The following is a 26,460-nucleotide window of genomic DNA, read 5'->3' as shown; positions in this document are numbered from 1 at the left end:
GGAGCCTGCGGAATGACCCGGGGGAGGCGGGAGTGGAGCCTGCGGAATGACCCTTAGTGGATGCGCGGGAGCTGGTCGGAGGTGGGGACGATGCCGGTGGCGTAGCCGGTGGACCAGGCGAGGACGTTGGCGACGTAGGCCATGGAGTTGTTGTAGCGCAGGATGGCTTTGGTGGTCTGTCCGAGGTCGCGGAGGTTCAGGCCGCCGTCGCACAGGTAGTCGCCGGTGGCGAGGGCTGCGTCGTAGAGGTTCTGTGGGTCGGAGATGCCGTCGCCGTTGCCGTCGGCTTTGTAGCGGTTCCATGTTTCGGGGAGGAACTGCATCGGTCCGACTGCGCGGTCGAAGTTGGGGTCGCCGTCGAGTGCGCCGCCGTCGGTGTCGGCGATGACGTTGTTGCCGGCGAGTGATCCGTCGAGGCGGGGGCCGAGGATGGGCTCGAGCAGCTGGCCGAGGTCGTCGGCTTTGCCGTTGTTGGCGTGGGTGGATTCGACGCGGCCGATGCCGGCGATGATGGTCCAGCTGATTCCGCAGCCGGGCTGGGTTTCGGCGAGAATCCGCTCGGCGTTCTTGTAGGCGGAGACGTTGACCGTCGGGATTGCGATGGGGCTGGCGGCGAGGCTCGTCGGCAGCTCGGGAGTCGGCGGGATCTCCGGCGCGGGCGCCGGGACGGGTGCTGCCTGCGGGACGGGTGCCTCGGCTGCGGCGACGGGCTGTGCCTCGGTGTCATCCGCGATGGGGGCGGGTGTTTCCACGACGGGCTCGGCTTCCTGCGCCGTGGAGGTGGTCGTCATGAAGGGGATGTACTCGGCCGCGCCTGCGCTGGTGGCGGCGGTGATGAGTCCTGCGGGGACGAGACCCGTCAGAGCAATCACCGAATTCCGGCGTACGTTGGAATTCGATGCTTTTCTGTGACGTCCCACGCGTCGGTACCTCCTGATCGTTTGCGAACCGGAGTCGAGGGTACCTGATTCGAGATCGTTCCGTTACACGGCCGTTATCAAGCGGCCCGGGCGGAACTAGTCCACGTCGAACGGGGCGTCGCTCTCCGGCGCCGGACCGTCCTCACGCTTGCGTGGGCTTTGCTTCTTCCGTGACTTCTTCGGCGCCGCGGACGGCTCGCCGCCCATCTGTTCCAGCAACTCGCGGATCTCGTCGAGTTCACGCCGCAGGTAATCACGAGTCGCGACCTCACCGACGGCGATACGCAGCGACGCCAGCTCGCGGGCAAGAAACTCCGTGTCCGCCTTCGTCTGCTGTGCCCGGGCACGGTCCTCTTCCAGCGAGACCCGGTCGCGATCGTCCTGACGGTTCTGCGCGAGAAGGATCAGCGGCGCCGCGTACGCAGCCTGCGTCGAGAACGCGAGGTTCAACAGAATGAACGGATACGGGTCCCACTGAAGTGCGACGACGGCGACGTTCAGGAAGATCCAGACGATGACGATGATCGTCTGAATCGCCAGGTACCGTCCGGTGCCGAGGAAGCGGGCGGCGCGCTCTCCCGAGCTGCCGAGGTCGACGTCGAGATGCCAGTTGAACAGCCGCGAGCCCTGCGGTGTGTCCATGCGCTGCCGAGCGGTTTCCTTCACTGTCCTGCCACCTCCTGATCACGCCAGTCCTCGGGAAGAAGATGGTCGAGAACGTCGTCCACTGTCACTGCTCCGACCAGGTGATCTTCGTCGTCCACCACCGGCCCGCACACCAAGTTGTACGTCGCGAAATATCGGGTGACGGCCGTCAGGCTGTCCTCCGGCGACAACTTGGGCAGCGCCTTGTCGATCACGCCGCCGACCAGGCTCGCCGGCGGCTCGCGGAGCAGTTGCTGCAGGTGAACACACCCGAGGTACGCGCCCGTCGGAGTTGCCGTCGGCGGGCGAACCACGAACACCAGCGAGGACAGCGCAGGCGTCAGATCCGGGTTACGTACCCGGGCGAGAGCCTCGGCCACCGTCGTCGATGCGTTCAACACCACCGGTTCGGTGGTCATCAGACCACCGGCAGTGTCCGGTGAGTGTTCGAGAAGGCGCCGGACAGGAGCGGAGTCCTCCGGGTCCATCAGACGGAGCAGCGACTCCGCCTCGGGCTCGGGCAGTTCACCCAGAAGGTCGGCTGCGTCGTCGGGGTCCATCGCCTCGAGCACGTCGGCGCCGCGTTCTACACCGAGGTAATGCATCAGTTCGACCTGATCGTCGTCGGGAAGTTCCTGCACGACGTCGGCGAGCCGCTCGTCGTCGAGGGCGTGTGCCACCTCCATCCGTCGTTTCACCGGCAGCTCACGCATCGCGTTGGCCACGTCGGCAGCCCGGAGATCCTCGAACTGCATCAACAGCTGCGCGACGCCTTGGCCGGGGAGGGACAGCTCGTTCTGGGTCAGGCCCTGGACGTGTTGCCAGTCCACGACATGGATTGCACCTCGGCGCGCGAGCCTGCCGCGGCTGCGCCGGACCGCGACCCGAGCGACCAGCCAGTCACGGGTTCGAGTCAGTTCGATGCCGAGGTCGACGACGATGGAATCGGCGTCGTGCAGCTCTTCGAGTTCCGGGTCGTCGACGCGAACCTTGGAGTCGAGAATCTGCGCGAACACGAGGATTTCGTTGGCTCGCTGCGAGAATCTGCGCAGACTCACGTTGCCGGTGTTGAGCTGAACGGAGTTGGGTTCGATGCTGGTGACGCGCAGCATCGGCACGAAAATTCTTCGGCGCGTCGCGAGTTCGACGACCAGGCCGAGTACTCGGGGTTGGGCGCGGCCGACGCGCATGGTGATGACGAGATCGCGGACGCGGCCGATCGATTCGCCGTCGGGGCCGAGCACGACCAGACCCGCGAGCCTGGCTGCGAATAGCTTGCTCAGTGCTGCCATGATGGAAAGGTTAGAGCGTGACAGTACGAACCGGAGAATCGACAGCCGGTGAACAAGCAGGGAGCGATGAGGCTCGAATGAGCTCGGTGAAGCAAGACCGTCCCCGCCGATCCGTACTCGCGGTTCCCGGCAGTTCCGCAAAGATGATCGAAAAGGCCAAAGGACTGAAGGCCGACGCGATCTTCCTCGATCTCGAGGACGCAGTGGCCCCGATCGCCAAGGTGGAGGCGCGCGGACGCATCGTCGAAGCGCTCCGGTCCGACGGATGGGGAGACCAACTGAAGGTCGTCCGCGTCAACGACTGGACGACGCCCTGGACCTACGGCGACGTCATCGACGTCGTCTCCGGTGCAGGTTCTCGGTTGGATGCGATCCTGCTTCCGAAGGTCGAGACCGCAGCGCACGTCGAAGCACTGGATCTGCTTCTGACCCAGGTCGAGAAGACGAGCGGACTCGAAGTCGGCGCCATCGGAATCGAACCGCAGATCGAAAGTGCTCGCAGCCTGCGCAACATCGACGAGATCGCCACGGCCAGTCCCCGTGTGCAGACTCTCGTCTTCGGTCCCGCGGATCTGATGGCCAGCGTGAACATGCGCACCCTCGTCGTCGGCGAACAGCCGGAGGGGTACGACACCGGTGACGCCTACCACCACATCCTGATGACCATTCTGCTCGCCGCGCGGACCCACGGACTGCAGGCGATCGATGGTCCGTACCTCCAGATCCGTGATCTCGACGCGTTCCGCCGCGCCGCGGGCCGCACGGCCGGTCTCGGCTTCGACGGCAAGTGGGTACTGCATCCCACCCAGATCGATGCCGCCAACGAAATCTTCTCGCCCCGGCAGGCCGATTTCGACAAAGCCGAGAACATTCTCGAGGCGTACGAATTTCATACCTCCGAGGCCGGTGGTGGCCGCGGTGCGGTGATGCTCGGAGACGAGATGATCGACGAGGCGTCGAGAAAGATGGCCCTGGTGGTCAGTGCGAAAGGGCGCGCGGCAGGAATGCTGCGTAGTGAAGTAACACCCGGTGTCCGACGCAACCCGTGTACTGCAGATTCGGGCACAATAGAGCAATGACGAATCCACTTTCGCAGCCCGGCCGCCCAGGTCAGGGTCTTCCGACTCCGCCGTCCGGGTGGCCGATCGGTTCCTACCCGACGTACGCCGAAGCGCAGAAGGCCGTCGACTACCTCTCCGACCAGGAGTTCTCGGTTCAGGACGTCACCATCGTCGGCGTCGACCTCATGCAGGTCGAGCGTGTTCTCGGTCGGTTGACGTGGCCGAAAGTCATTGGCGGAGGCGTCGTCTCGGGCGCCTGGCTCGGACTGTTCCTCGGCCTGGTGCTTGGTATCTTCACCAACGGCAACATTCTCGGGGCGTTGATCATCGGCATCGTCGGCGGCGTCATCTTCGGATTGATCTCCGCGGCCATTCCGTACGCGGCCACCAAGGGCCAGCGAGATTTCGCGTCGAGCATGCAGTTGGTCGCCGGTCGGTACGACGTGTTGTGCGAGCCCAAGAGTGCGGAGAAAGCACGCGATCTGCTCGCCCGTCTCGCGCTCTGACACGTTCGTCGCGACGGCAGGTTACGGAATAGTTCCAATATCCCTATCGCCGGCCCTCGTTCGGTTACGTTTCTTTACGTACAGGACAGTCAATAAGGAAGTTCTGTATACGTAATCGAAAATACGGAGGCGGAAAGTGCCGAGACAACGTAGTCAAAGGCCTCGGAGTGCGAGGCCTGCACACGCAACCAGAATAGGGGTGTTGGCGGCCGCTGCGTTGGTCGCCAGCCCGTTGCTCGCAGCCTGCGGATCCTCCGACAGCAGCACACCGATACTGAGTTTCTACACCGCAGCGGACGGCGCCGAGCAGTACGCCGCCGCTGCGGAGGCGTGTTCGGCCGCGTCGAACGGACGCTATCGAGTGGAACAGCGAACTCTCCCCAAGAGCGCGAACGATCAGCGACTGCAGTTGGCCCGACGTCTGGCGGGCAACGACAATTCGTTGGACCTGATGACCCTCGACGTGGTGTGGACCGCCGAGTTCGCCGAGGCCGGCTGGGCACTTCCGGTCCCGGATGATCTCGCCGCCAAGCTCGAAGGCGGCGCCACCCTGGAAGGCCCGCTCGAAACGGCGCAGTGGCAGGACCAGCTGTACGCGGTTCCACTGAACTCCAACACGCAGCTGCTGTGGTACCGACCCGATCAGGTGCCGGGTGGTCAGCCGCCGCAGACGTGGGACCAGATGATCGACGAAGCCGAATCCAACGCGGCCGAAGGCAAACCCGCGTACATCGGCGTCCAGGCCAAGCAGTACGAGGGCCTGATGGTGTGGTTCAACAGCCTCCTCGTCAGCGCAGGCGGTCAGGTCGTCGCCGACGACGGTACGACGGTGACCCTGAACGACACTCCCGAGCATCGTGCGGCGACCGAGAAGACACTCGAGATCATGAAGCGCGTCGCCACGGCCGACGGCCACGACCCGTCGATCTCGCAGACCGACGAGGCCACCGCCCGTCTCGGTATGGAGGCCGGCAACTCGGCATTCCAGGTCAACTACCCGTTCGTGCTCCCGGGCATCAAGGAGAACGCGGCAGCCGGGGCAGTACCGTTCCTCGATCTGACGAACGTCCCTGCGGACCAACAGGATGCCAAGGTCGCCGAGGTGTTCCGCAGCGCGCCGTACCCGGCGGTGATCCCGGATACTCCGGCCAAGGTGACCATCGGTGGCTTCAACATCGGCGTCGCCAAGACCACTCAGCACGAGGACCTCGCGTGGGAAGCCGTCGAGTGTCTGACCAACGAGGACAACCAGCGCAACAACGCCGTCAACGGCGGAGTTCCGCCGGTGCTGGCGCAGCTGTATCAGGACCCTGAATTCCAAGCCGTCTACCCGGCGTGGGAAGGCGTACTCGACTCCATCGAGAACGCCGCGGTCCGACCCGTCTCACCTGCCTACCAGAGCATTTCGATCCTGCTTGCCGACGCGCTCAATCCACCTCAGAACATCGATCCCGTTGCGGACGTGGACAAGCTCGCCGACCTGGTCTCCAAGGCTGTCAATTCGGAAGGGCTGATTCCATGAGCGAGACGTTGGACAAACAGGAGATCCTGAAGAAGGTCTCCGACGGCAAGAAGGCCGAACGTCGGCTCGGTCTGACGTTGATCGCTCCCGCCGCGATCATGATGATCGCGGTGACCGGATACCCGATCATCTACGCCTTCTGGCTCAGCCTGCAGAAGTACAACCTCGCGTTCCCCGACGATCGTGAGTTCGTCGGAATCTCCAACTACGTCACCGTTCTCACCGACGGATACTGGTGGACGGCGTTCGGTGTCACCACCGCGATCACCATCATCTCGGTGATCATCGAATTCGTACTCGGCCTCGCGGTAGCGCTCATCATGCACCGCACGATCTTCGGCCGCGGACTGGTGCGCACGGTCGTGTTGATCCCGTACGGCATCGTCACCGTCGCCGCCGCCTACAGCTGGTACTACGCGTGGACGCCGGGCACCGGCTACCTCGCCAACCTGCTGCCCGACGGCAGTGCCCCACTGACCGAGCAGATTCCGTCGCTCGCCATCGTCGTGCTCGCCGAGGTGTGGAAGACGACGCCGTTCATGGCCCTGCTTCTGCTGGCCGGTCTCGCACTCGTCCCGGACGATCTGCTCAAGGCCGCGCAGGTGGACGGCGCGGGAGCGTGGACACGGTTGGTGCGCATCACGATCCCGCTGATGAAACCGGCGATCCTCGTTGCGCTGCTGTTCCGCACACTCGACGCATTCCGCATCTTCGACAACATCTACGTGCTCACCAAAGGCAGCAACGGCACGGGATCGGTGTCGATTCTGGGCTACGACAACCTGTTCGGAGCGTTCAACCTCGGACTCGGCTCGGCGATCAGCGTTCTGATCTTCTTCTGCGTCGCCATCATCGCGTTCGTGTTCATCAAATTGTTCGGTGCGTCGGCGCCGGGCTCGGACGACGGAGGCCGTAAGTAATGACGACCGTGACGCCTCGCAAGAAGGTCGGTTGGACCGTCATCAATGCGCTCGTGCTGCTGTACGCGCTCATCCCACTGGCATGGATCATCAGCTTGTCGTTCAAATCGACGGCCACCATCGCCGACGGCAAGTTCATTCCGAGCTCGTTCACCCTGGACAACTACAAGGGCATCTTCCAGACCAACCAGTTCACCTCGGCACTGATCAACTCGATCGGAATCGGACTGATCACCACGGTCATCGCCGTCGTGATCGGAACCATGGCTGCCTACGCCGTCGCTCGCCTCGACTTTCCGGGCAAGAAGGCGCTCGTCGGTGCGGCTCTGCTCATCGCGATGTTCCCGCAGATCTCGCTCGTGACACCGCTGTTCGACATCGAACGCGCCATCGGCCTGTTCGACACGTGGCCGGGCCTGATCATCCCGTACATCACGTTCGCGTTGCCGCTCGCGATCTACACGCTGTCGGCGTTCTTCCGGGAAATCCCCTGGGAGTTGGAGAAGGCCGCCAAGATGGACGGCGCGACACCGGCACAGGCATTCCGCAAGGTGATCGCACCACTGGCGGCACCCGGCATCGTCACCGCCGCGATCCTGGTGTTCATCTTCGCCTGGAACGACCTGCTGCTCGCGATCTCGCTGACCGCGACGGAGCGATCCATCACCGTTCCGGCCGCGATCTCGCAGTTCACCGGTAGCTCTCAGTTCGAGGAGCCGACCGGGTCCATCGCCGCGGCTGCCGTGGTCATCACCATTCCGATCATCATCTTCGTGCTCTTCTTCCAACGACGTATCGTGGCGGGCTTGACGTCCGGCGCAGTGAAGGGATAACCGTCATGGCCGAAATCGTTCTCGACAAAGTCACCAAGCTCTACCCGGACGGCGCGGCTGCGGTCAGCGACGTCGACATCACCATCGCCGACGGCGAATTCATCATTCTCGTCGGTCCGTCGGGCTGCGGAAAGTCGACGACGCTCAACATGATCGCCGGTCTGGAGGACATCTCCTCGGGTGAGCTGCGCATCGCAGGCGAACGCGTCAACGAGCGGGCACCGAAGGACCGCGACATCGCGATGGTGTTCCAGTCCTACGCGCTGTACCCGCACATGACGGTGCGTCAGAACATCGCGTTTCCGCTGACGCTCGCGAAGCTCAGCAAGGACGAGATCAACACCAAGGTCGAGGAAGCAGCGAAGATCCTGGACCTGAGTCAGCACCTGGACCGCAAGCCGTCGAATCTGTCGGGTGGTCAGCGTCAGCGAGTCGCGATGGGCCGGGCCATCGTTCGTACACCCAAGGCGTTCCTGATGGACGAGCCGCTGTCCAACCTCGACGCCAAGCTGCGCGTGCAGACGCGTGCGGAGATCTCGCGGTTGCAGAAACGTCTCGGCACGACGACGGTGTACGTCACGCACGATCAGACCGAGGCCATGACGCTCGGGGACCGGGTCGTCGTACTGCGGGGTGGGCTCGTGCAGCAGATCGGATCGCCCCAGGAGCTGTACGACAAGCCGCGCAACCTGTTCGTGGGCGGGTTCATCGGATCGCCGTCGATGAACTTCGTTCCGGGCCAGCTCACGTCGGACGGGGTGCAGACGGACCTCGGCACGTTCGAACTGCCGCACGAGCGTCGTCAGGCGATCGCGCAGAAGAACCCGGGCAAGGACGTCGTCATCGGTATCCGTCCGGAGCACTTCGAGGACGCGGCGTTGATCGATTCCTATCAGAAGTTGAACGGTGCGACGTTCACCGCGAGGGTGGATGTTCTGGAGTCGATGGGCAGCGACAAGTACGTGTACTTCGAGTCCAAGGGCAGCAAGGTGCAGTCCGCGGAGTTGCAGGAACTGGCTGCGGACGCCGGTCTCGGGGACACCGGAGGTGCTCAGATCGTCGCCCGTCTGGCCGCGGAATCGGCGGCCCGCGAGGGCGGCGACGTCGAGCTGTGGTTCGATCCGGGCAAGATCTCGGTGTTCGACCAGGCCTCGGGTGACAACCTGACGCTGTAGAGGGCTCTACCCCCTGTGTGAGTGGAAATGTAGGCCCTGGGCCACCGGAGCGGAGCCGGCGAAGCGACCCGAAGACACATTTCCACTCACATAGGGGAAGCGAGCTACAGGGACGAGCCGGTGGACAAGCCCTGGAAGAACCCGGGCGCGAAGTTCGGAATGTCGGTCGGCGCCGGGGCGGGGGCAGGCGCGGGAACCGGTTGAGCCGGAGCCAGATTCGGCAACTGGAACTGTGGAAGCTCCCATTGAGGCTGAGCCTGCTGATGTCCCTGCTCGTCACGGATCGGATCGGCCGAGGCGGTACCCACCACCGCGACGAGCGGAACGGCAACCAGTACCCCGGTGACAGCGGTGCGGGACAAGATCTTTCGAGCGTTCATTCGGATTCCCTTTCGTGTGCGTACAACTCGAATCTAGGTACGCACGGAAGGGTCCGAAAGGGAGAAGCGGCTACTCCCAGAACGTCAGCAGTCTTCTGCCAGGATGCGCTCACCAGCGGATGCGCGTGCTTTTGCCTGCTCGGAATCGCCTCCGACCGTGGAGGCTGCTGTGAGTGTGCTCCGAGTCGCGCGGGGTACGCGGATCGCGAAGGCGGACAGGGTCGCAATGGCGCACGCGAGTGCACCGACCAGGAACGCTGCGGTGTAGACGATCTCGCGAGGAACAGATGTACCCGCGATCGTGTAGGTGGCGAGCATCGTCGTCAGGACCGCGCTCGCAATGGATGTCCCGACTGTTCGAACGATGGAGTTGACGCTGTTCGCGACGCCGGTGTCCGCCGGAGAGACCTCGGCCATCAGCAGGTTCGGGATCGAGGCGAAGGCCAACGACACGAAGACGTTGACGATCGACGACGCGAGAATCACCTGCCACGTCGTGTCGTGGAACAACGCGAATTGAATGAATCCGACGATGCCGATCGCGCCGCCGCCGATCAGAACCGGCCGTGGGCCGAACCGTCGGATCAGCCCACCGCTCAACGTCGCCGCGACGACGCCCACCGCGGCACCGGGGAGCAGGTAGACGACGCTGGCGTACAGCACGTCGGCGCCGAAACCGTATCCGGCGACCTCGCGCGGTGTCTGCACGAAGTACGAGCACGCCAGGAAGTTGACGAACATGCCGATGCCGACGAACAGCGTCGCGACGCTCGTTGCGAGTAGTGGGCCGTGGGTCAGCATGCGCGGCGCGACGAGCGGGGCGGCGATGCGGTTCTCGAATATCCACCAGCAGGCGAGGACGACGATGCCGCCGACAGCGCAGAGAACCGTCGGAATCGATCCCCAACCCCACGACCGGCCCTGTGTCAGTGCGAGGAAGAGAAGTACCAGCGCGGCCGCGAGCAGGATCGCACCCCACCAGTCGACCGAGCCGGTCCCGGTGCGTGCGCGCGTGGGAACACCGAACCAGACGAGTGCGATCGCCGCGGCGACGAAAGCGACGGTGAGCCAGAACACACGCTGATAGTCCGCGCCGTCGGCCGTCAGGACTCCGGTGAGCACGAGACCGAACCCACCGCCCGCGCCGAGAGTGCCGGACAGAATGGCCATCGATCCGACGAGGCGGCGCGGGGGCATTTCGTCGCGCAGCAGAGCGAGGGAGATGGGAAACAGCGCGTAGGACAGACCCTGGAGGACGCGTCCGGCGAGCAGAAGTGGCAAGGATTCGGTGACGGCGGCCAGGAGCGATCCGAGCAACACGAGAACCAGGACGGCGATGAGGACGGGTCGCTTGCCGTGCAGGTCGGCGAGGCGACCGATGACGGGGGTCGCGACGACGGCGGCCAGTAGGTTGGCCGTCAGGACCCAACCGGCCGCTGTCGTGCTGACGCCGAGCTGTGTACCGATCGTGCCGATGATGGGGACCACCATCGTCTGAAGGACGGCAAGTGTCATGACGACGAAACAGAGGCCGGGAAGCAGCAGGCGTCCAGGGTGGATCTCGTCGGTGCGAGCCTGGGTGGGCATGACGAAAACCTCGTTACTTTTTCACAAGAGCTAAAGGGAAGACCAAAAGTTTGATGTGTGCATCTAAGTAACTATCAGGTTTGTGCCCGCCGGGAAAGACGAGCGGTGTTCTACGGAGTGCGCGAGCTGCGAGCGCGCTGGCGAAGCTCGGACACGATCTCGTCGTTCCAGATGTGTTCGCGGACCAATCGGTACCGCTCTCGGCTCATCCACATGTACGCCTCGGCGTCGGTCCGGCCCTCGAGAATGTCGGCGGCCCGGACCATCCTGACGACGGGCAGAAACTCCTCACCGAACCATCGGCGCGCGACGGTCGCCCGGTCCACGAATTCGCCCAACTCCTGCATCAACCTGAAACCCCACGCTTCGACCGACTCGCTCAGCTCGGCGTAATCGAACGGGTCGGTCACGGTGACGGCCTCACGAGCCTTCCCGACGAGGGGGACCCGGGACAGGAAAATCCGTCGGTGATCCTTGATCAGCAGGTCACCGCGCCGAGTGATTCCTTCGGGGGAGATGCGGGTGACGATTTCCGTGACGAGCGCGTCGATCGTGGTGCGGTGCATCGCGAACGCGATCGACACCCGGTGATGGCCGTCGAGCACGAAATGCATGGAACCGATGCGGTAGACCTGAATCGGCGGCATCGCCTCGCCTCGCCGCTGCGCCGCAGCAAGACGCTGCCACCGCTCCCTGATCCGAGCCGACGTCGGCCTGAAGAACCGGTCGAAGTCCCGGGTGCGGTCGACACTGCCGACGATCGAATCGACACGAATGACCTGAACGCCCAGTTGGCGTTCACCGACCTTGCCGAGCGCGGCGACCACCTCGTCGAACGGCAGGATCGTGTTGATGTCGTCGGGTTGGCGACGCAACCAGCCGACGAGACGCGCCACATCGGCACGCCGACGCTGACGGGTGAAGTCGTTCTCGGCGTCGGCCGCGGGGAATCCGGTGTCACGTGCCATGGCGTCGCCTCACGATGGTCGGTGCTGTGATCTCCCGAGCCCCTCCACCGGGTTCTATGTCCAGCAAGGTGTAGCCGACGGTGTTCACGACGGCTGTGTCGTGCAGTCGAAGATCCGGAGGTGACTGCCCGTGCGGATGAACGTGCCCGTGCAGCAGAACCTGCGGTCGAAGAGACTGCACCGTGTCGTGCAGGCACTCGAATCCGATGTGCGCGGGATCGGTGTCGTCTCCGACGCCGAACGGTGGACTGTGCGTCAGCAGTACATCGACGCCGCGGTCGTCGCCCCGGACCTTCTCTGCCCACGTCTTGGTCCGTGTCAACGTCCGTGCCCGACGCCTCTGTTGGCGCTGGGTCCACTGGTTGGGTCCGCCGTTGTAGCGGATGGACCCGCCGAGACCGGCGATGCGAAGGCCCGCTGCGGTCACGATCCGACGATCCGCGTTGACGGCGCCGACGGGGCCCGGCCAGGTGCTCGGCAGTCCCGCCCGCATCCATCCGGCGCGTCCGGCCGAGTAGCCCGTCAGGTCGGCGTCGTGGTTTCCCGGCACGAACACGCACGGCGCGTTCAGGGCGTCGGTCAGATACTCGAGGTAGTCGAACGGGAGGTCTCCCGCGCCGAGAACGAGGTCGACGTCCAGTGAACGCACCTGAGAACTCCACAGGCTTTCGATCGTTTCGTCGGAGACGGCAAGGACAGAGACCACGCGGACGACGCTACCGGGCAGCGGTGGTGTTGGATGGACTTCGTGAGCGACAGTGTCATAGCTCGGGTACGCAGTCATCTGCTTGCCGCGATCGGAGACGAGAAGCCGACGCCGTTCTCGGTGACGTTCCTCGGTCTCGAATCGTTGGACGTGTTGACGTTCTTCCCGCGACGCGACGAGTTCGCCCGGTTCGTGACGCTCGGTTGTTCGAGGTATCCGATGTCGGATCCGAGCGAGATGATCGCCGACGCCACCCGCGGTCCTCGCGCCGAGCTGATTCTCGTCACCAGAGTGTTCGACGGGATCGACAAGGATTTCCTGCGGAACCTGGCCAAGCTTGCCGCGACGCCGTCCGTCGAGGGTGTCGTGCTCCGCGAGGATCTTCTGCTGGATCTCGGTGAACCATTGTGGGCGGGTGCGCCGTTCACGGCGGTACTGCTCGGGCGCAGCGACATCGAGGATCTCGAGCTGCCCGAGCCTGCCGACCCGGTCCAGTTTCTCGATGTCGTGCCGATCACGGGCACCGAGGCGGCGTGGGTTCGGCTGCGCGGCGCCGAGGCCCTGCGCGACGCGTGGACGGAAGCGGGAATCGACGTCCGTGACCCGAGCCGGTCCGCCGTGACGCTCTAGAGCCAGTCGTTCTTGCGGAACGTCGCGAACAATCCCACGCAGGCCACGGCCACAACGGCGACGACGATGTAATACCCGTACTTCCAGTGAAGTTCGGGCATGTTGTCGAAGTTCATCCCGTAGATGCCGGCCACCATCGTCGGCAGGGCTGCGATGGCCACCCACGCCGAGATCTTGCGCATGTCCATGTTCTGCTGCATCGTCACCCGCGCCAGCGCGGCGTCGACGAGCGAGCTCAGAACCTCGTCGAACTCCGCTACTCGTTCCGCGACCAGAGTGTGATGGTCCTGCACGTCGCGCAGGTAGCGTCGTACCGCTTTGGGGACAGGGTTCTCCGAGCTCTGCGCCAGCTGATTCAACGGCGTCGACAACGGCGTGACGGATCGTCGAAGTTCGACGACCTCACGCTTGAGCAGATAGATGTTCTCGATCGGTACGTGATGGTGAGGCGAGAAGACCTCTTCCTCCATGACGTCGACATCTCGCTCGATCGAGCCGGTGACCTCGAGATATTCGTCGACGACGTGGTCGGCGACGGCGTGCAGAACGGCCGACGGCCCCAGAGCCAGCTGCTCGGGATTGTTCTCGAGCGTTTGCCGCACACCGGACAACCCCGAATGCTCGCCGTGGCGCACGGTGATGACGAAGTCCCGTCCGAGGAACACCATGATCTCGCCGCTCTCGACGATTTCGTTGGCCGTGGTCACCGATTCGTGTTCGACGTAGCTGATGGTGCGCAGGACGAGGAACAACACGTCGTCGTAGCGCTCCAACTTGGGACGCTGATGCGCGTGGACGGCGTCCTCGACCATCAGTTCGTGGAGGCCGTAGCACTGCGCGACACCGTCCATCTGACCCTCGTCCGGGGCATGCAGACCGAGCCAGACGAAGCCTTCCCCTCGCTTGCGGACCTCGGCTATCGCCGCCGAATGCGTGTACTTGCCCGGCAGCCGGTGCCCGTCGACGTAGACCGCGCAATCGACGATCGCGCGAGCGGTGGGTACGGGAACCTTCGGTCCGGCTGCCTGTCCACGATTGGACGGCCGCAGGGAGTGGAGCGACGGAAGCGACGGCCTCGGAGGTAGAGACGGCATGGCGCGAATCGTACGCCTGCGATACCAACGCCCGGTGCGCCTGAGACACTGGCTGTCGTGCGCATCGACCTCCACACCCACTCCTCGGTCTCCGACGGCACCGACACTCCCGCGGAGCTGGTCCGCGCCGCTCGTACCGCCGGACTCGACGTCGTCGCGCTGACCGATCACGACACCACATCGGGGTGGGACGAGGCCCTCGATGCAGCCCCGACCGGACTGACCGTCGTGCGCGGTATGGAGATGTCGTGCGTCGGCCGAGGGGAAGACGGCAAGCCGGTCCCGGTGCATCTTCTGGCCTACCTGTTCGATCCGAACGACTCGAGCTTCGCCGACGAACTCGCCCGCCTTCGAGGGGAGCGAGCGGCCAGAATCCGGCTGATGGCCGAGCGTCTAGCCGCTGACATCCCAGGCATCGTCCCCGACGACATCATCGCGGCCACCGGCGAATCGGCAGGCAGGCCTCACCTCGCCCGAGCCCTCGTCGACCTCGGCGCCGTCGACAGCGTTCAGCACGCGTTCGACGGCTACCTGTCGACGACCAGCCCGTACTACGTCGACAAAGTGGACACACCGATCCAGCGGGCCGTGGAGATGATCGCGGCGGCAGGGGGCGTCAGCGTCGTCGCGCACGCCCGTGCACGCAAACGCGGACGGATTCTCGACCCGAACCACATCCGAGAACTCGTCCCGCACGGTCTCGGCGGCGTCGAAGTCTTCCACGCCGACCACGACGAGCCGGACACCCACTTCATGCACGAACTCGCCGACGAACTCGGCATCATCGCGACCGGATCGTCGGACTACCACGGAGCGAACAAACCCCTGAAGCTCGGAGAACACACCACCGCGCCGGACCAGTACGAGCGCATCCTCCGCGCGGCGACAGGGTCGACGGTCCCGTCGTGAGCTTCGACACGACCCTCTACCTCACCGTCCTGATCACCCTGTTCGTGATCATGGACCCGCCCGGTGCCATCCCGGTGTTCCTCTCCCTCGTCGGACGCAAGAGCAAGGAAGCACGCAACCGCGCCGCATGGCAGGCACCGGCGGTATCGCTCACCGTCATCACCGTGTTCGCGATCGGTGGCCAGGCCATCCTGAACTACCTGCACATCGGTATCCCCGCACTGCAAGGCGCAGGAGGACTGCTCCTGCTCATCATCGCGCTGTCCCTGCTCACCGGACGCGGAGCCGGCGGCGGCGCCGAAGCCGAAGACGTCAACGTGGCACTCGTCCCTCTGGGAACCCCACTGATGGCCGGGCCGGGAGCAATCGCCGCCGTGATCGTCAACGTCAGCCAAGCCGAAGGACACGTCGGATCCCTCCTCGCGGTCGCACTCGCAATCGTGACCATCCACCTCGTGTTCTTCCTCGTCCTCCGATTCTCGACCGTCCTCATCCGCATCCTCGGCGAAGGCGGCATCACACTGCTCGCCCGCATCGCAGGTCTACTGCTGGCCGCAATCGCGGTCCAGCTCATCGCGGACTCCGTCCGCGGATTCATCACAGGAGGCTGACGGTTTGCTACGAGGTTTGAGTGGGGCCGTCACCGCGGGCCTCGTCGTACTGGCCGTCGTCGTCGCCGGCGCACAGTATCTCGGCAGCCAACGGGGATTCCCCGGCCCGGGAACAGTATCCGTCGCCGCGCACATCGCCGCAGCCATCGGCGCCGTCGTGATCCAACACTTCGCGGATCACCGACGCCGCGCCGTCTCCGTCATCGCATCACTACTGGTCCTCGCCGTCGCCGGCATCCTGCTGTGGACACAGTGGTGGGGCTGACGCGGACTCACTCCGCAGGCTCCGCTCGCGGGTGGGGCTGACGCGGCCTCACTCCGCAGGCTCCGCTCGCGGGTGGGGCTGACGCAGGCTCACTCCGCAGGCTCCGCTCGCGGGTGGGGCTGACGCCGCGGGCTCAGTCCGTCCTGGACCGCAGTCGACGGCAGGGATGTTTGCGCATCACGCGGTCCCGGTGGCAGACTGACCGACCAGTGCAGCCTGCGGTGCCACAGCGCCCGGCTCTTGTCTGCGACGGCGTCACCCGCCTCACGCCATCTTCGTGATTTCCCGACGCTTTTACGCGTCTTTACGTGACTGGGGCAACTAACGTGACTGCTGTGACCGAATCCATCGACAACGCCATCGACCCGACCGCCATCACCGACGAGGACATCTTTCTCGGCCACGTCGGCGGAAAACTCTCGGTCGAACTGACTGCGCCGTTGGATACGCAGCGGGACTTGTCCATCGCTTACACGCCCGGCGTCGCGCAGGTCAGCCGCGCGATCGCGTCCGACGCCTCGCTGGCGAAGCAGTACACGTGGACCGACCGTCTCGTCGCCGTCATCACCGACGGATCAGCTGTTCTCGGACTCGGCGACATCGGACCCCGCGCGTCGCTTCCCGTCATGGAAGGCAAGGCGGCGCTGTTCAAGAGGTTCGCCGGCCTCAACTCCATCCCGATCGTGCTCGACACGAACGATGTCGACGAGATCGTCGACACCATCGTCCGGCTCCGCCACAGTTTCGGTGCGGTCAATCTGGAGGACATTTCTGCGCCCCGCTGCTTCGAGATCGAGAAGCGGGTCGTCGAGGCTCTCGACTGCCCGGTGATGCACGACGACCAGCACGGCACCGCCATCGTGGCGCTCGCAGCACTCAACGGCGCCGCGAAGTTCCAGGGCCGACGTACCTCCGAACTGAAGATCGTGATCTCCGGAGCGGGCGCCGCTGGAGTCGCATGTGCCAACATCTTTCTCGCAGCGGGTATCTCGGATGTCGTGGTGCTGGACTCCAGAGGCATCGTCTCCGCCGACCGCGGTGACCTGAACGCCGTCAAGGTCGATCTCGCTGCACGCACCAACCCGCGTGGACTGTCCGGTGGGGCAGGGGATGCGCTCGTCGGCGCGGACGTGTTCCTCGGGGTCTCTGCGGGCAAGATCGACGAGAGCTACATCGCGTCGATGGCGCCGCACTCCATCGTCTTTGCATTGTCGAACCCCGACCCGGAGATTCATCCGGAACGGGCTGCGCTGTACGCGTCGATCGTCGCGACCGGTCGCAGCGACTTTCCCAATCAGATCAACAATGTGCTCGCCTTCCCCGGCGTGTTCAGAGGCGCACTCGACGCCGGAGCGCGACGGATCACCGAAGGCATGAAACTCGCCGCCGCCGAGGCAATCCTCTCGGTACTCGGCGACGAGCTGGCTGCGGACAAAATCGTGCCCAGCCCGCTCGACCCTCGCGTCGCCCCGGCCGTTGCGGACGCAGTTGCGGCAGCAGCGCGAGCCGAGGGTGTCGCGTAGGACAGGGAAACGAAGCGCCCCGAATCACGCCTCACCTGGCTGTGGTTCGGGGCGCTTTCCCGTTTTCGCCCGGCTTTGCTCCGGCTTTCGGAGCGAAAGTGGCGTCTGGTCAGTCTGAGTGACTGAAGGGCTCGTTCGCTCCGAAAACCGGACTGTGGGCGTGGGTGGTCCTGGGACGAAATGTGGCCGTTGGTCGAGCTAGTGCAGGTTCGGTGTTCGACGCAGCCGGCCGGTGCCGGGCACGGACGCGTACACCGCGAGGGCGAGGAGGCCGTCGACGACGAGTGCGAGCACGGCAACCAGGATGGCGCCGACGAGAACTCGGTCGTAACTGTAGAGCGCCAGACCGTCGAAGATGTAGCGGCCGAGCCCGCCGAGGTTGACGTAGGCCGCGACGGTCGCGGTAGCGATGACCTGCAGGGTGGTGTTCCGAAGACCCCCGAGAATCAAGGGCATCGCGTTGGGGATCTCGACTCGGAACAACACTTGCAATTCGGTCATGCCCATAGCGCGTGCTGCATCGACGACGTCTGCGTTCACGTTCGCCACTCCGGCATACGTTCCGGCGAGCACCGGCGGAATGCCCAGTAGGACAAGGGCGATGATCGGTGGAACGAGCCCGAGACCGATGAGCAGCACGAGGAACACGAGCACGCCGAGCGTCGGAAGCGAACGAAGGGCGTTGACGAGTCCGACGATCAGTACCTCGCCGCGGCGCAAGTGCCCGATCAGCAGCCCGACGGGTACTGCGATCGCCGAGGAGACGACCACGGCGATGAAGCTGTACCAGATGTGTTCGAGGATCCGTGCGCCGATTCCGGTGCTGCCCTCCCAGTTCGCCGGGTCGGTCATGTACGCGAAGGCGTCGGTGAAGATGTTCATGCCCGTGCTCGCTTCTTGCCTGCCGACGTTCCGATACGGGTCCACGGCGTCAGTCGACGCCCCAGCAGATACAGCGCAGCGTCGAAGATCAGCGCCAGGAACACGATGGAGATGATCCCCGCGACGATCTGATCCGGGTAGTCGCGCTGGTACCCCTGGGTGAACAACTGGCCGAGACCGCCGATGCCGATGACCGAACCGACGGAGACGAGCGAGATGTTGGTGACGGCGACAACGCGGATGCCTGCCACGAGAACCGGAAGTGCCAGTGGCAGTTCCACTCCGATCGCGCGGCGCAACGAGGTGTAGCCCATCGCCTGCGCGGAGTCGACGACGGCGAAAGGCACCGAATCGAGTGCTTCGGGGACCACTCTGATCAGGAGCGCGGTGGAGTACACGGCGAGAGCGATGACGACGTTGATCTCGTCGAGAATCCTGGTGCCGAGGATGGCTGGGATGGTCACGAACAAGGCGAGCGACGGGATGGTGAACGCGATGCTGGCCACCGTCAACGTGATTCGGCGGATCCACGAGACGTTGCGAACCAGAGTGCCGACGGGGACCGCGATTGCGAGTCCGATGAGCAGGGGGACCAAGGACAGGTACAGATGAGTCTTGGTCAGGTCGAGAACGACGTCGAAATTGTCGACGAGCCAACGCATCAGAGCGACCCGAAGTGGTGCTCGTTGCGCGCCTCGTCCTCGGCGCGGCGTTGTGCCGCCAGATGCTCTAGAATTTCCGAGCCGTCGAGACTGCCGACGACCGCACCCGACTCGTCCACAGCGACACCGATTCCGGACGGAGACGAAATGGCTGCGTCCAACGCCTGTCGGAGGTCACCTCCGACGGTGAACAGCGACCCGCCTGCCGCGGTGCTTTCCTGAACACTGCGCCCGGCGCGGATGCCCTCGACACCGGTGACGTCGATCCAACCCAGCGGCGCACGATCGGCCGTGACGACGAGAACCCACTGGCCCTGCTCGAGCCGGAGGCCGTCGAGTTTCTCGACCGGCGAGGTGTCGATGCCGTGCACGGGAACGGCGTCGGCGCTGCGGAAGGACAATCCGCGGTAGCCGCGATCGCGTCCGACGAACGAGGCCACGAAATCCGTTGCGGGTGACGAGAGTACGACCTCCGGCCGGTCGTACTGCTGAAGCCTGCCTCCCGTCCCGAAGACGGCGATACGGTCCCCGAGGCGTACGGCCTCGTCGATGTCGTGGGTGACGAACACGATCGTCTTCTTCAGCTCGGCCTGCAGCCGGAGCATTTCGGTCTGCAGGTCCTCGCGAACGACCGGATCGACGGCGCTGAACGGCTCGTCCATCAACAGGATGGGTGGGTCCGCAGCCAGTGCACGGGCGACACCGACTCGCTGCTGCTGCCCACCGGACAGCTGAGCCGGATAGCGGTCGGCGAAAGCAGGGTCGAGCCCCACACGTTCGAGGACACCCAGTGCGGCGGTTCGTGCAGCGCGGCGCGACGTGCCCCGCAACACCGGGACCGTCGCGACGTTGTCGACGACGGTCCGGTGGGGGAGCAGACCCGCACTCTGGATGACGTATCCGATACCGCGCCGCAGCTTCACCGCGTCGGACTCGGCGATGTTCTTCCCGTTCACCGTGATCACCCCGGACGTCGGGGTGATCATGCGGTTGATCATCCGCATGGACGTCGTCTTGCCGCAGCCCGACGGCCCGACGAACACCGTGAACGATTCGGCCTCGATGTTCAGATTCAGCGAATCGACCGCGGTGGTGCCGCTGAGAGTGGAGCCTGCGGAACGACCCCCGGCTTCCGGGTATCGCTTGGTGACGTTCTCGAATGTGATCACGTGCGGCTCTCTCTAGGAGACCGGAGTATCCAGTCCCTGTGCGGTGACCCACTGCTGTGCGGCAGCAGCAGGCTCTGTCTTCGACTCACCGGAGACGGACTGGTTGAGCGCCAGCAGTTCCTCGGTGGTCAGCTTGTCCGAGATGGCGTTCAGCACCGACGTCAGCTTGTCCGACGTCTTGCCCGCGTTGATGACGGGAATGACGTTCTGCGCGGCGAAGTTGAACTCCGGATCCTCGAGGACGACGAGGTTGTTCTCGGCGATCGACGCGGATGTGGAGAAGATGTCGGCGGCCGTGACCTCGCCGGAGGTCAGCGCGCGGACCGTGGCCGGGCCACCACCGTCGGACAGCGGCACGAAGTTGGCCGGATCGATGTTCACGCCGTAGTTCTCGCTCAGCCCGGGGAGGCCGTAGGTGCGCTCGGCGAACTCGGGAGGTGCACCCAACTTGATCTCACCGGAGTAGGGGGCGAGGTCCGCGATGGACGTCAGATTCCACCGGTCGGCGGTCTCCCTCGTCACGACGATGGAATCCTTGTCCTCCGCCGACGCCGGGTCTGCGACGACGAGGTCCGAGCCCAACGCGTCAGGGAGCGCAGCTTCCACGTCGTCCGCCGACGTTGCCGTGGCCTCGGGATCGAGGTACTGCAGCAAGTTACCGGTGTAGTCCGGGATCACGTCGATGGAGCCGTCCTTCAGTGCCGGGATGTACGCCTCACGGCTGCCGATGTTCAGGGTCGTGCTGACGTCGAAGCCGTTGACCTTCAGCACCTCGGCGTAGATGTTGGCGATGATCTCCGACTCGGTGAAGTTCGCCGATCCGACCACGATGGAATTGGGGTCGGAATTGGTGTCACCTCCGCCCGAGGACAACGGATCGGAGTCCTCGCCGCCGCATGCAGTGAGAGCGAGGGCCGCTACCGACAGGGCCGCGACAGCGCGCGCAGTTCGGGTGATCTTCACAAGGAATCCTTCCATCGTGTCCAGCCGTCGCGTTCAGCCTGTTCCAGAGCTGTCCGAGCATGCGGGATGGTGCTTCGAGCGAGTCTAGCCATAAGGTTGTCCGGAGTATTTCTCTCGCAGGGCTCTGTTCCCAGCGTGCGAAACGTTAAACCAGACCACCGACAACTACTCCTCGAACGGAGATCTCTCTCGTGCGTGCGTTCGGCAACCGGCTGGTCGGCTCCCTCGTCCTGGCGTCGGTGGTCACCGCATGCAGCGCCGTGGCCGAGCCGACGGACGCGTCGTCGGTGGTGGTCGGTCGCGGAGACGACACGACGAGTGAACTGCTGGCCGAGATCTACGCGGGAGCGATTCGGTCCGCCGGAGTCACCGTGTCGGTCACGGACGGTCTCGGAGAACGCGGTGACTACCTTGCCGCACTCGACGCCGGGGATGTCTCGCTCGTTCCGGATTTCACGGGCGAACTTCTGCGTACGTTCGATTCGACGTCCACGTCGACGGACGCCGAGGATGTCTTCGTCGACCTGAACAGGTCGTTGCCGGAAGGGTTGTCGGTGGGCGACTACGCGCTTGCGGAAGACCGCATTGCTGTCGCGGTAGCGCCCGACGGGCCGCTTGCCGAACTGACGACAGTCTCGGAATTCGTGGACAACCGCGGTAGGGCGACGTGGGGTGTCGTCGGTGATCCGCCCGACCCGGACCCGATGGAGGTCGCCATGCGGCTGGTTCCTAGCGGAACAGGATCTGTGTTCGAGGACATCGCCGTCTACGTCGATGCAGACGCTGCGACAGCCGCACTCGAGTCCGGCGAGATCGGAGCGTTGGTGTTCAGAACGGCATCGCTCGGCCCGGCGGCGGCGAATCTGATGACCCTCGAGGACGAACAGTCGGCGTTCAGCGCGGAGAACGTCGTGCCGTTGATGCGCACGGGGACGTTGAACGATGCCGCGACAGCGACGTTGAGTGTCGTTGCGGGCGAACTGACCACAGCGGACCTCGCCGACATGATCGGCGAGGTCCGCAGTGGGGGAGAATCAGGCGATGTCGCTGCTCGTTGGCTCGGCGAGCACAACCTCTGACGATCGCAGACGTGCCCCGAGGAAAGCACCGAGGTGGTGAGTCGCCTCGGCGGCCTCGCGCAGTATCGAGGTCTGCAGATGCGCGACGTGCCACAGCTTCTCGTACTCTACGTACTCGACCTCGTTGCCCTGCGTCAGTAGCCGATCGTGAAAATCCACGATCTGCGAGTAGAGCACCTCGGCCTTGCCGACGTGCATGACGATGGGCGGAAGGCCGGACAGGTCTCCGTGCAACGGCGCGAAGCCCTGATCGAGTGGATCCCCGTCGCCCAGGTACGCTTCCGCGGCCGCGAAGGACCAAGCGGTGTTGACGACGATGTCCCGGGGGAACGGCGCATCGCGAGCACCTGGATCCACCCACGGCGAGATGAGGCCCAGCGCAGCCGGTTTCACACCGTCGTCGACGAGATGCCGGGCCGTCGCGACGGTCAGCCCGCCGCCCGCGGAATCGCCGGCGATGGCAATCCTGTCCGGCGTGTATCCGTGTGCCTTGACGAGTTCGCGGAACGCCGCGACGGCGTCGTTCAGGCCGGCGGGATAGGGGTTCTCGGGCGCCAGGCGATAGTCGAGAACGTACACGGCACTGGCCGATTCGCGCGCCAGGTGGGCAGCGAGCGAACGGTGCGTCGAGATGGATCCGATGGTGTACGCGCCGCCGTGCAGATACAGAATCGCAGTATCGCGCTCGGTTGCTCCGACGGTGATCCGCTCGGCGGGTCGGCCGGCAAGCGTCGTCTTCAGGCTGACGGCGCCGTCGGGCATGGTCTGCAGCGGAGAAGCCAGATCGAGGATCCGTCGCTGCACCGACACCGGCAACCTGGCGTCGAGGGCCAAGCGGTAGAACGGTTTCAGTGCGGCGGCGACCAGCGGAAGCGGCAGGTAGAAGGACTTCATCGTCCTACTTCTTCCTGGGCATGACGCGGTTGGCGATGGTGGCGACCACTCGCTGGTACTTCGACCCGGTGATCCGCTGGAACAGGTCCAACGCGATGGCGTCGGATCCGATGAGTACGCGGCCCTTGCCCTTCTCGACGCCTTTGAGGATCGTCTTCGCGGCCTGATCGGGTGTTGTCTTGGCGAGTTTCGCGTCGAAGAACTTCGCGACCGACTGCTGGTCGTAGTTCTCGGCAACCGTAGCGTTGCGCGCGATGGCGGTCTTGATGCCACCGGGGTGCACGACGGTCATCTTGACGGGGGCCTTGGAGATCAGCAGTTCCATCCGCAGCGCTTCACTGAAACCGCGGACGGCGAACTTCGCCGCGTTGTAGGCGGCCTGCGACGGCATCGCGAGCAGCCCGAAGAGGCTGGAGATGTTGACGATGTGACCGTCGCCGGATTCCTGCAGGTGCGGGATGAAGGCTTTGGTGCCGTTGACGACGCCCCAGAAATCCACGTCGACGATGCGTTCGATGTCCTTGAACGAGGACTGCTCGACGTCACCGTGGTACGCGATGCCCGCGTTGTTGTAGATCTGGTTGATCTTGCCGAAGCGTGTCTTGACGGTCTCGGCGTACTCGATCACGGTTTCCCGCTGGGTGACGTCGAGGAACTGTGATTCGACCTCGCCGCCGAGTGCCTCGACCTGTCGCACGGTCTCGGCCAGGCCGTTCACGTCGACGTCGGACAGTGCAAGTTTCGCCCCGCGCTGCGCCAGGTTCAGCGCAAGTGCGCGTCCGATACCCGATCCCGCGCCGGTGACGACGGCAACTTTGCCGGTGAATGTGGTGGTCACTTCGCTGCTACCTCGATGTCGGAGTCGTTCACGGTGCCCACGGCGGGAGCGGGCAGATCGGATGCTGCGACGCTTCGGTAGGCCGCCAGATCGAACTTACGGGTGATGGCGCGGAAGCGGAAGGTGAAGTCCGGCCACAGCGTCGTGTTGTTCCCGTGCTTGTCGAGGTACCAGCTGGCGCAGCCGCCGTTCATCCAGACGCTGTCCGCCATGCGGTCCTGCAGGTCGGCGTTGTAGTCGTCCTGGATGTCCTTGCGGACCTCGATGACACCGATGTCGTGCTTCTCGATGGTGTCCAGGGCGTCGACGACGTAGTTGAGCTGCGACTCGATCATGAAGACCATCGAGGTGTGGCCGAGACCTGTGTTGGGCCCGACGAGGAAGAACATGTTGGGGAAGTTCGCGACAGCGGCCCCCTTGTAGCCTTGCTGGCCTTCCTCTTCGAAGGTCTGCGCGAGGGTCTTGCCGCCCTTGCCGTAGATCCCCTGGTAGGCGGGCGAATCCGTGACATGGAATCCCGTTGCCACGACGAGTGCGTCGATCTCGCGCTCCGTGCCGTCCGCGGAGACGATCGAGTGCGCCTTGACCTCGGCGATGCCGTCGGTGACGAGGTCGACGTTCGGGCGGTCCAGCGCGGGGTAGTAGGCGTTGGAGATGAGCATGCGCTTGCAGCCGATTCGGAAGTTCGGCGTGACCTTCTTGCGGAGCGCCTTGTCCTTGATGCCCTTGTTGATCTGCTGCTTGGCGATGAGCTCGAAGATGCGCATCAGCGCCGGCTTCTTCGCGAGACCGACGACCTGCGTCTCGCGTGCCGCGTAGATGCCGGTGCGGGACAGTCGCTGGAATCCGGGGATGCGCTTGAAGGCGAACTTCTCGAGTGCGGTGTACTCGCGGTCGAACCGGGGAAGGATCCACGGCGCGGTGCGTTGGTACACGTCGAGGTGCTTCACCTTGCCGGCGATCGCGGGCACGATCTGGATGGCCGACGCACCGGTGCCGATGACGGCGACACGCTTTCCTTCCAATGAGACGTCGTGGTTCCACTGTGCGGAGTGGAAGACGTCGCCTTCGAAGCTCTCGATGCCTGCGATGGGCGGCAGGTTCGGCTCGCACAGGGCGCCGACGGCCGTCACGACCACCTTTGCGGTGTACTCGCCGGTGCTCGCGACGACGTCCCAGCGGTGAGTGCTCTCGTTCCAGGTCACGGAGGTGACGTCGGAGTTGAACACGTGCTTGTCCAGCACGTTGTACTTCCGCGCTACAGACGAGATGTACTTCTGGATCTCGGGCTGAGTGGAGAAGGAGCGGGTCCAGTCCGGGTTCAGCGCGAACGAGTACGAGTACAGGTGCGACGGCACGTCGCAGGCTGCGCCCGGGTAGGTGTTGTCGCGCCAGGTGCCGCCGACGTCGCTGCCGCGTTCGAGCACGAGGAAGTTGTGCTTGCCCTTCTGGGACAGCTTGATCGCTGCACCGAGGCCTGCGAATCCGCTGCCGATGATGAGGGTGTCGACCGTGCGCGGGGCCGTCACGCGCTCCGAGTTATCTGTTACGGAAAGACTCATGAAACAGAGAGTAGGAGCTTATTGAGTGTGAGTCAATAGTTATTGACTGCTATTCAGTAAGCTGGTTGCATGTCCAGTGTGAACACCCCGGCTGCCAAGCGAACGCGTATGAGTCCACAGGAGCGTCGTGCCCAGCTGATCGAACTGGGAACGGAGATGCTCGCGGACCGACCGCTGGAACAGGTATCGGTCGAGGACATCGCCGACCAGGCCGGAGTGTCCCGCGGCCTGCTCTTCCACTACTTCTCGTCGAAGCAGGACTTCCACCTCGCCATCGTGCGAGAAGCAAGCAAGACCATGCTCGAGCGCACCGCCCCGGACATGACCCTCGACCCGTACCAGATCCTGCGCGACTCCATCGCCAACTACGTCGACTACGTGACCGAGAACCGCGAAACCTTCATCTCTCTACTCCGCGGCTCCGCCACCGGCGACCCGGACATGCGCGACGTCTTCGAGCAGACCAGAACCACCATGGCCGAGCGCACCATCGCCAACCTCTACAAACTGCACGTCGACGCCAACCCCACCACCGAACTCGCCGTGCGTGGATGGATCGCCTTCGTCGAGGAAGCCACCATCTCGTGGCTCCGCGACCCCCGCATCAGCCGAGACGAACTCATCGAACTGAACGTCGGTGCACTGCCCGCCGTCGCCCTGGCGCCCAGCATGATCGCCAGCCTCCTCGGCACCGGGGCTGAGTAGGCCTCCCTCTGTTCGGCATGGATGCGCCATGGCAGCCGTACGACGAATGTCATGTGACATCGATGACGATGCCGATGCCGAAACTGGCGGCCGAAAAAACGAATGCGCCGTTCGGTCACTCGAGGTGACCGAACGGCGCATTCGCTCCGAACTGGTGCG

General features: G+C 64.6%; 28 protein-coding genes. 13 read left to right on the top strand and 15 right to left on the bottom strand.

Annotation, left to right across the window (positions count from 1 at the left end; genetic code table 11):
* Window positions 1–53: 53 nt before the first annotated feature.
* The 3 genes from H292_RS0124215 to H292_RS0124205 form a co-directional block, all read right to left on the bottom strand.
* Window positions 54–920: a lytic transglycosylase domain-containing protein gene (locus H292_RS0124215; RefSeq protein WP_027499054.1), complete on the bottom strand. Its 867-nt coding sequence runs from the start codon at window positions 918–920 to the stop codon at window positions 54–56.
* 96 nt (window positions 921–1,016) lie between these two features.
* Window positions 1,017–1,562: a DUF1003 domain-containing protein gene (locus H292_RS0124210; protein ID WP_051104910.1), complete on the bottom strand. Its 546-nt coding sequence runs from the start codon at window positions 1,560–1,562 to the stop codon at window positions 1,017–1,019.
* A gap of 20 nt (window positions 1,563–1,582) precedes the next feature.
* Complete coding sequence (locus H292_RS0124205; protein WP_019665376.1) at window positions 1,583–2,857, bottom strand: magnesium transporter MgtE N-terminal domain-containing protein; 1,275 nt, start codon at window positions 2,855–2,857, stop codon at window positions 1,583–1,585.
* A gap of 77 nt (window positions 2,858–2,934) precedes the next feature.
* Here H292_RS0124205 and H292_RS0124200 point away from each other — a divergent pair, with 77 nt between their 5' ends.
* The 6 genes from H292_RS0124200 to H292_RS0124175 all read left to right on the top strand — a co-directional run bounded on the left by H292_RS0124200 (window position 2,935) and on the right by H292_RS0124175 (window position 8,874).
* On the top strand, window positions 2,935–3,936 hold the full coding sequence (locus H292_RS0124200; RefSeq protein ID WP_020113108.1) for an HpcH/HpaI aldolase/citrate lyase family protein: 1,002 nt from the start codon (window positions 2,935–2,937) through the stop codon (window positions 3,934–3,936).
* Window positions 3,933–4,424: a general stress protein gene (locus H292_RS0124195; protein WP_019665374.1), complete on the top strand. Its 492-nt coding sequence runs from the start codon at window positions 3,933–3,935 to the stop codon at window positions 4,422–4,424. Before H292_RS0124200 ends, H292_RS0124195 begins: the two co-directional genes overlap by 4 nt.
* Before the next feature lie 199 nt (window positions 4,425–4,623).
* Window positions 4,624–5,946 (top strand): ABC transporter substrate-binding protein, encoded by a 1,323-nt coding sequence (locus tag H292_RS0124190; protein WP_020113107.1) that lies wholly within the window; start codon window positions 4,624–4,626, stop codon window positions 5,944–5,946.
* Window positions 5,943–6,866, top strand: a complete 924-nt coding sequence (locus H292_RS0124185; protein ID WP_019665372.1) for a carbohydrate ABC transporter permease — start codon at window positions 5,943–5,945, stop codon at window positions 6,864–6,866. The genes H292_RS0124190 and H292_RS0124185 overlap by 4 nt, the downstream gene beginning before the upstream one ends.
* The gene (locus tag H292_RS0124180; RefSeq protein WP_019665371.1) at window positions 6,866–7,699 is read left to right on the top strand and encodes a carbohydrate ABC transporter permease; all 834 of its coding nucleotides are present in this window, start codon (window positions 6,866–6,868) and stop codon (window positions 7,697–7,699) included. Before H292_RS0124185 ends, H292_RS0124180 begins: the two co-directional genes overlap by 1 nt.
* Window positions 7,700–7,704: 5 nt before the next feature.
* On the top strand, window positions 7,705–8,874 hold the full coding sequence (locus H292_RS0124175; RefSeq protein WP_020113106.1) for an ABC transporter ATP-binding protein: 1,170 nt from the start codon (window positions 7,705–7,707) through the stop codon (window positions 8,872–8,874).
* A 104-nt stretch (window positions 8,875–8,978) separates the two neighbouring features.
* Here the strand turns inward: H292_RS0124175 and H292_RS0124170 are convergent, their stop codons facing one another.
* From H292_RS0124170 to H292_RS0124155, 4 genes are all read right to left on the bottom strand, one after another.
* Entirely contained in the window at window positions 8,979–9,254 is a 276-nt protein-coding gene (locus tag H292_RS0124170; protein ID WP_019665369.1) for a hypothetical protein, read from the bottom strand.
* An 84-nt stretch (window positions 9,255–9,338) separates the two neighbouring features.
* Entirely contained in the window at window positions 9,339–10,841 is a 1,503-nt protein-coding gene (locus H292_RS0124165; RefSeq protein ID WP_020113105.1) for an MFS transporter, read from the bottom strand.
* 110 nt (window positions 10,842–10,951) lie between these two features.
* Window positions 10,952–11,809 carry a hypothetical protein gene (locus tag H292_RS0124160; protein WP_019665367.1) on the bottom strand — a complete coding sequence of 286 codons (858 nt, stop codon included), beginning with the start codon at window positions 11,807–11,809 and terminating at the stop codon, window positions 10,952–10,954.
* A complete protein-coding gene (locus H292_RS0124155) occupies window positions 11,799–12,515 on the bottom strand; it encodes a metallophosphoesterase family protein (protein ID WP_027499053.1) in 717 nt (238 codons plus the stop codon). Before H292_RS0124155 ends, H292_RS0124160 begins: the two co-directional genes overlap by 11 nt.
* A gap of 33 nt (window positions 12,516–12,548) precedes the next feature.
* On the opposite strand from H292_RS0124155, the gene H292_RS0124150 reads away from it, so the two are divergent.
* The gene (locus tag H292_RS0124150; protein ID WP_019665365.1) at window positions 12,549–13,145 is read left to right on the top strand and encodes a suppressor of fused domain protein; all 597 of its coding nucleotides are present in this window, start codon (window positions 12,549–12,551) and stop codon (window positions 13,143–13,145) included.
* Here H292_RS0124150 and H292_RS0124145 read toward each other — a convergent pair.
* Window positions 13,142–14,239, bottom strand: coding sequence for a magnesium and cobalt transport protein CorA (locus H292_RS0124145; RefSeq protein WP_027499052.1), 1,098 nt, complete (start codon window positions 14,237–14,239; stop codon window positions 13,142–13,144). The genes H292_RS0124150 and H292_RS0124145 overlap by 4 nt on opposite strands.
* Before the next feature lie 57 nt (window positions 14,240–14,296).
* On the opposite strand from H292_RS0124145, the gene H292_RS27990 reads away from it, so the two are divergent.
* The 4 genes from H292_RS27990 to H292_RS0124125 all read left to right on the top strand — a co-directional run bounded on the left by H292_RS27990 (window position 14,297) and on the right by H292_RS0124125 (window position 17,547).
* The gene (locus H292_RS27990; RefSeq protein WP_020113102.1) at window positions 14,297–15,148 is read left to right on the top strand and encodes a PHP domain-containing protein; all 852 of its coding nucleotides are present in this window, start codon (window positions 14,297–14,299) and stop codon (window positions 15,146–15,148) included.
* Complete coding sequence (locus H292_RS0124135; protein ID WP_019665362.1) at window positions 15,145–15,759, top strand: MarC family protein; 615 nt, start codon at window positions 15,145–15,147, stop codon at window positions 15,757–15,759. Before H292_RS27990 ends, H292_RS0124135 begins: the two co-directional genes overlap by 4 nt.
* Window positions 15,760–15,775: 16 nt before the next feature.
* Window positions 15,776–16,024: a hypothetical protein gene (locus H292_RS0124130; RefSeq protein WP_019665361.1), complete on the top strand. Its 249-nt coding sequence runs from the start codon at window positions 15,776–15,778 to the stop codon at window positions 16,022–16,024.
* 326 nt (window positions 16,025–16,350) lie between these two features.
* Window positions 16,351–17,547, top strand: coding sequence for an NAD(P)-dependent malic enzyme (locus tag H292_RS0124125; RefSeq protein ID WP_020113101.1), 1,197 nt, complete (start codon window positions 16,351–16,353; stop codon window positions 17,545–17,547).
* A 198-nt stretch (window positions 17,548–17,745) separates the two neighbouring features.
* Here H292_RS0124125 and H292_RS0124120 read toward each other — a convergent pair whose 3' ends face one another.
* From H292_RS0124120 to H292_RS0124105, 4 genes are read right to left on the bottom strand one after another with little or no spacing between them, the layout of a single operon-like run.
* Window positions 17,746–18,429, bottom strand: coding sequence for an ABC transporter permease (locus H292_RS0124120; RefSeq protein ID WP_020113100.1), 684 nt, complete (start codon window positions 18,427–18,429; stop codon window positions 17,746–17,748).
* Window positions 18,426–19,091: an ABC transporter permease gene (locus tag H292_RS0124115; protein WP_019665358.1), complete on the bottom strand. Its 666-nt coding sequence runs from the start codon at window positions 19,089–19,091 to the stop codon at window positions 18,426–18,428. The genes H292_RS0124120 and H292_RS0124115 overlap by 4 nt, the downstream gene beginning before the upstream one ends.
* Window positions 19,091–20,260 (bottom strand): ABC transporter ATP-binding protein, encoded by a 1,170-nt coding sequence (locus tag H292_RS0124110; protein ID WP_020113099.1) that lies wholly within the window; start codon window positions 20,258–20,260, stop codon window positions 19,091–19,093. Before H292_RS0124110 ends, H292_RS0124115 begins: the two co-directional genes overlap by 1 nt.
* 12 nt (window positions 20,261–20,272) lie before the next feature.
* Window positions 20,273–21,238 (bottom strand): ABC transporter substrate-binding protein, encoded by a 966-nt coding sequence (locus H292_RS0124105; RefSeq protein WP_170947450.1) that lies wholly within the window; start codon window positions 21,236–21,238, stop codon window positions 20,273–20,275.
* 176 nt (window positions 21,239–21,414) lie between these two features.
* Here H292_RS0124105 and H292_RS0124100 point away from each other — a divergent pair, with 176 nt between their 5' ends.
* On the top strand, window positions 21,415–22,302 hold the full coding sequence (locus tag H292_RS0124100) for a glycine betaine ABC transporter substrate-binding protein (RefSeq protein ID WP_019665355.1): 888 nt from the start codon (window positions 21,415–21,417) through the stop codon (window positions 22,300–22,302).
* On the opposite strand, the gene H292_RS0124095 is transcribed toward H292_RS0124100, so the two are convergent.
* From H292_RS0124095 to H292_RS0124085, 3 genes are read right to left on the bottom strand one after another with little or no spacing between them, the layout of a single operon-like run.
* Window positions 22,258–23,196, bottom strand: coding sequence for an alpha/beta hydrolase (locus tag H292_RS0124095; protein WP_019665354.1), 939 nt, complete (start codon window positions 23,194–23,196; stop codon window positions 22,258–22,260). The genes H292_RS0124100 and H292_RS0124095 overlap by 45 nt on opposite strands.
* A gap of 4 nt (window positions 23,197–23,200) precedes the next feature.
* Window positions 23,201–24,034, bottom strand: coding sequence for an SDR family NAD(P)-dependent oxidoreductase (locus tag H292_RS0124090; protein WP_019665353.1), 834 nt, complete (start codon window positions 24,032–24,034; stop codon window positions 23,201–23,203).
* The gene (locus tag H292_RS0124085) at window positions 24,031–25,596 is read right to left on the bottom strand and encodes a flavin-containing monooxygenase (protein WP_027499051.1); all 1,566 of its coding nucleotides are present in this window, start codon (window positions 25,594–25,596) and stop codon (window positions 24,031–24,033) included. The genes H292_RS0124090 and H292_RS0124085 overlap by 4 nt, the downstream gene beginning before the upstream one ends.
* A gap of 69 nt (window positions 25,597–25,665) precedes the next feature.
* Here H292_RS0124085 and H292_RS0124080 point away from each other — a divergent pair, with 69 nt between their 5' ends.
* Complete coding sequence (locus tag H292_RS0124080; RefSeq protein ID WP_020113097.1) at window positions 25,666–26,301, top strand: TetR/AcrR family transcriptional regulator; 636 nt, start codon at window positions 25,666–25,668, stop codon at window positions 26,299–26,301.
* The last annotated feature ends 159 nt before the right edge of the window (window positions 26,302–26,460 follow it).

The organism is Rhodococcus sp. 114MFTsu3.1, assembly GCF_000383555.1.
GTDB lineage: Bacteria > Actinomycetota > Actinomycetes > Mycobacteriales > Mycobacteriaceae > Rhodococcoides > Rhodococcoides fascians_E.
The sequence above is the reverse complement of the archived record's forward strand: the minus strand, read 5'-3'. Positions and strand labels throughout refer to the sequence as shown.

What these genes read in the sequence shown, in the direction of transcription:
- H292_RS0124120 (WP_020113100.1), bottom strand. Translation starts at nt 18,429, where the DNA reads ATGAACATCTTCACCGACGCCTTCGCGTACATGACCGACCCGGCGAAC.
- H292_RS0124085 (WP_027499051.1), bottom strand. Translation starts at nt 25,596, where the DNA reads ATGAGTCTTTCCGTAACAGATAACTCGGAGCGCGTGACGGCCCCGCGC.
- H292_RS0124170 (WP_019665369.1), bottom strand. Translation starts at nt 9,254, where the DNA reads ATGAACGCTCGAAAGATCTTGTCCCGCACCGCTGTCACCGGGGTACTG.
- H292_RS0124200 (WP_020113108.1), top strand. Translation starts at nt 2,935, where the DNA reads ATGAGCTCGGTGAAGCAAGACCGTCCCCGCCGATCCGTACTCGCGGTT.
- H292_RS0124165 (WP_020113105.1), bottom strand. Translation starts at nt 10,841, where the DNA reads ATGCCCACCCAGGCTCGCACCGACGAGATCCACCCTGGACGCCTGCTG.
- H292_RS0124195 (WP_019665374.1), top strand. Translation starts at nt 3,933, where the DNA reads ATGACGAATCCACTTTCGCAGCCCGGCCGCCCAGGTCAGGGTCTTCCG.
- H292_RS0124150 (WP_019665365.1), top strand. Translation starts at nt 12,549, where the DNA reads ATGGACTTCGTGAGCGACAGTGTCATAGCTCGGGTACGCAGTCATCTG.
- H292_RS0124210 (WP_051104910.1), bottom strand. Translation starts at nt 1,562, where the DNA reads ATGGACACACCGCAGGGCTCGCGGCTGTTCAACTGGCATCTCGACGTC.
- H292_RS0124160 (WP_019665367.1), bottom strand. Translation starts at nt 11,809, where the DNA reads ATGGCACGTGACACCGGATTCCCCGCGGCCGACGCCGAGAACGACTTC.
- H292_RS0124205 (WP_019665376.1), bottom strand. Translation starts at nt 2,857, where the DNA reads ATGGCAGCACTGAGCAAGCTATTCGCAGCCAGGCTCGCGGGTCTGGTC.
- H292_RS0124180 (WP_019665371.1), top strand. Translation starts at nt 6,866, where the DNA reads ATGACGACCGTGACGCCTCGCAAGAAGGTCGGTTGGACCGTCATCAAT.
- H292_RS0124115 (WP_019665358.1), bottom strand. Translation starts at nt 19,091, where the DNA reads ATGCGTTGGCTCGTCGACAATTTCGACGTCGTTCTCGACCTGACCAAG.
- H292_RS0124095 (WP_019665354.1), bottom strand. Translation starts at nt 23,196, where the DNA reads ATGAAGTCCTTCTACCTGCCGCTTCCGCTGGTCGCCGCCGCACTGAAA.
- H292_RS0124105 (WP_170947450.1), bottom strand. Translation starts at nt 21,238, where the DNA reads ATGGAAGGATTCCTTGTGAAGATCACCCGAACTGCGCGCGCTGTCGCG.
- H292_RS0124185 (WP_019665372.1), top strand. Translation starts at nt 5,943, where the DNA reads ATGAGCGAGACGTTGGACAAACAGGAGATCCTGAAGAAGGTCTCCGAC.
- H292_RS0124145 (WP_027499052.1), bottom strand. Translation starts at nt 14,239, where the DNA reads ATGCCGTCTCTACCTCCGAGGCCGTCGCTTCCGTCGCTCCACTCCCTG.
- H292_RS0124175 (WP_020113106.1), top strand. Translation starts at nt 7,705, where the DNA reads ATGGCCGAAATCGTTCTCGACAAAGTCACCAAGCTCTACCCGGACGGC.
- H292_RS0124080 (WP_020113097.1), top strand. Translation starts at nt 25,666, where the DNA reads ATGTCCAGTGTGAACACCCCGGCTGCCAAGCGAACGCGTATGAGTCCA.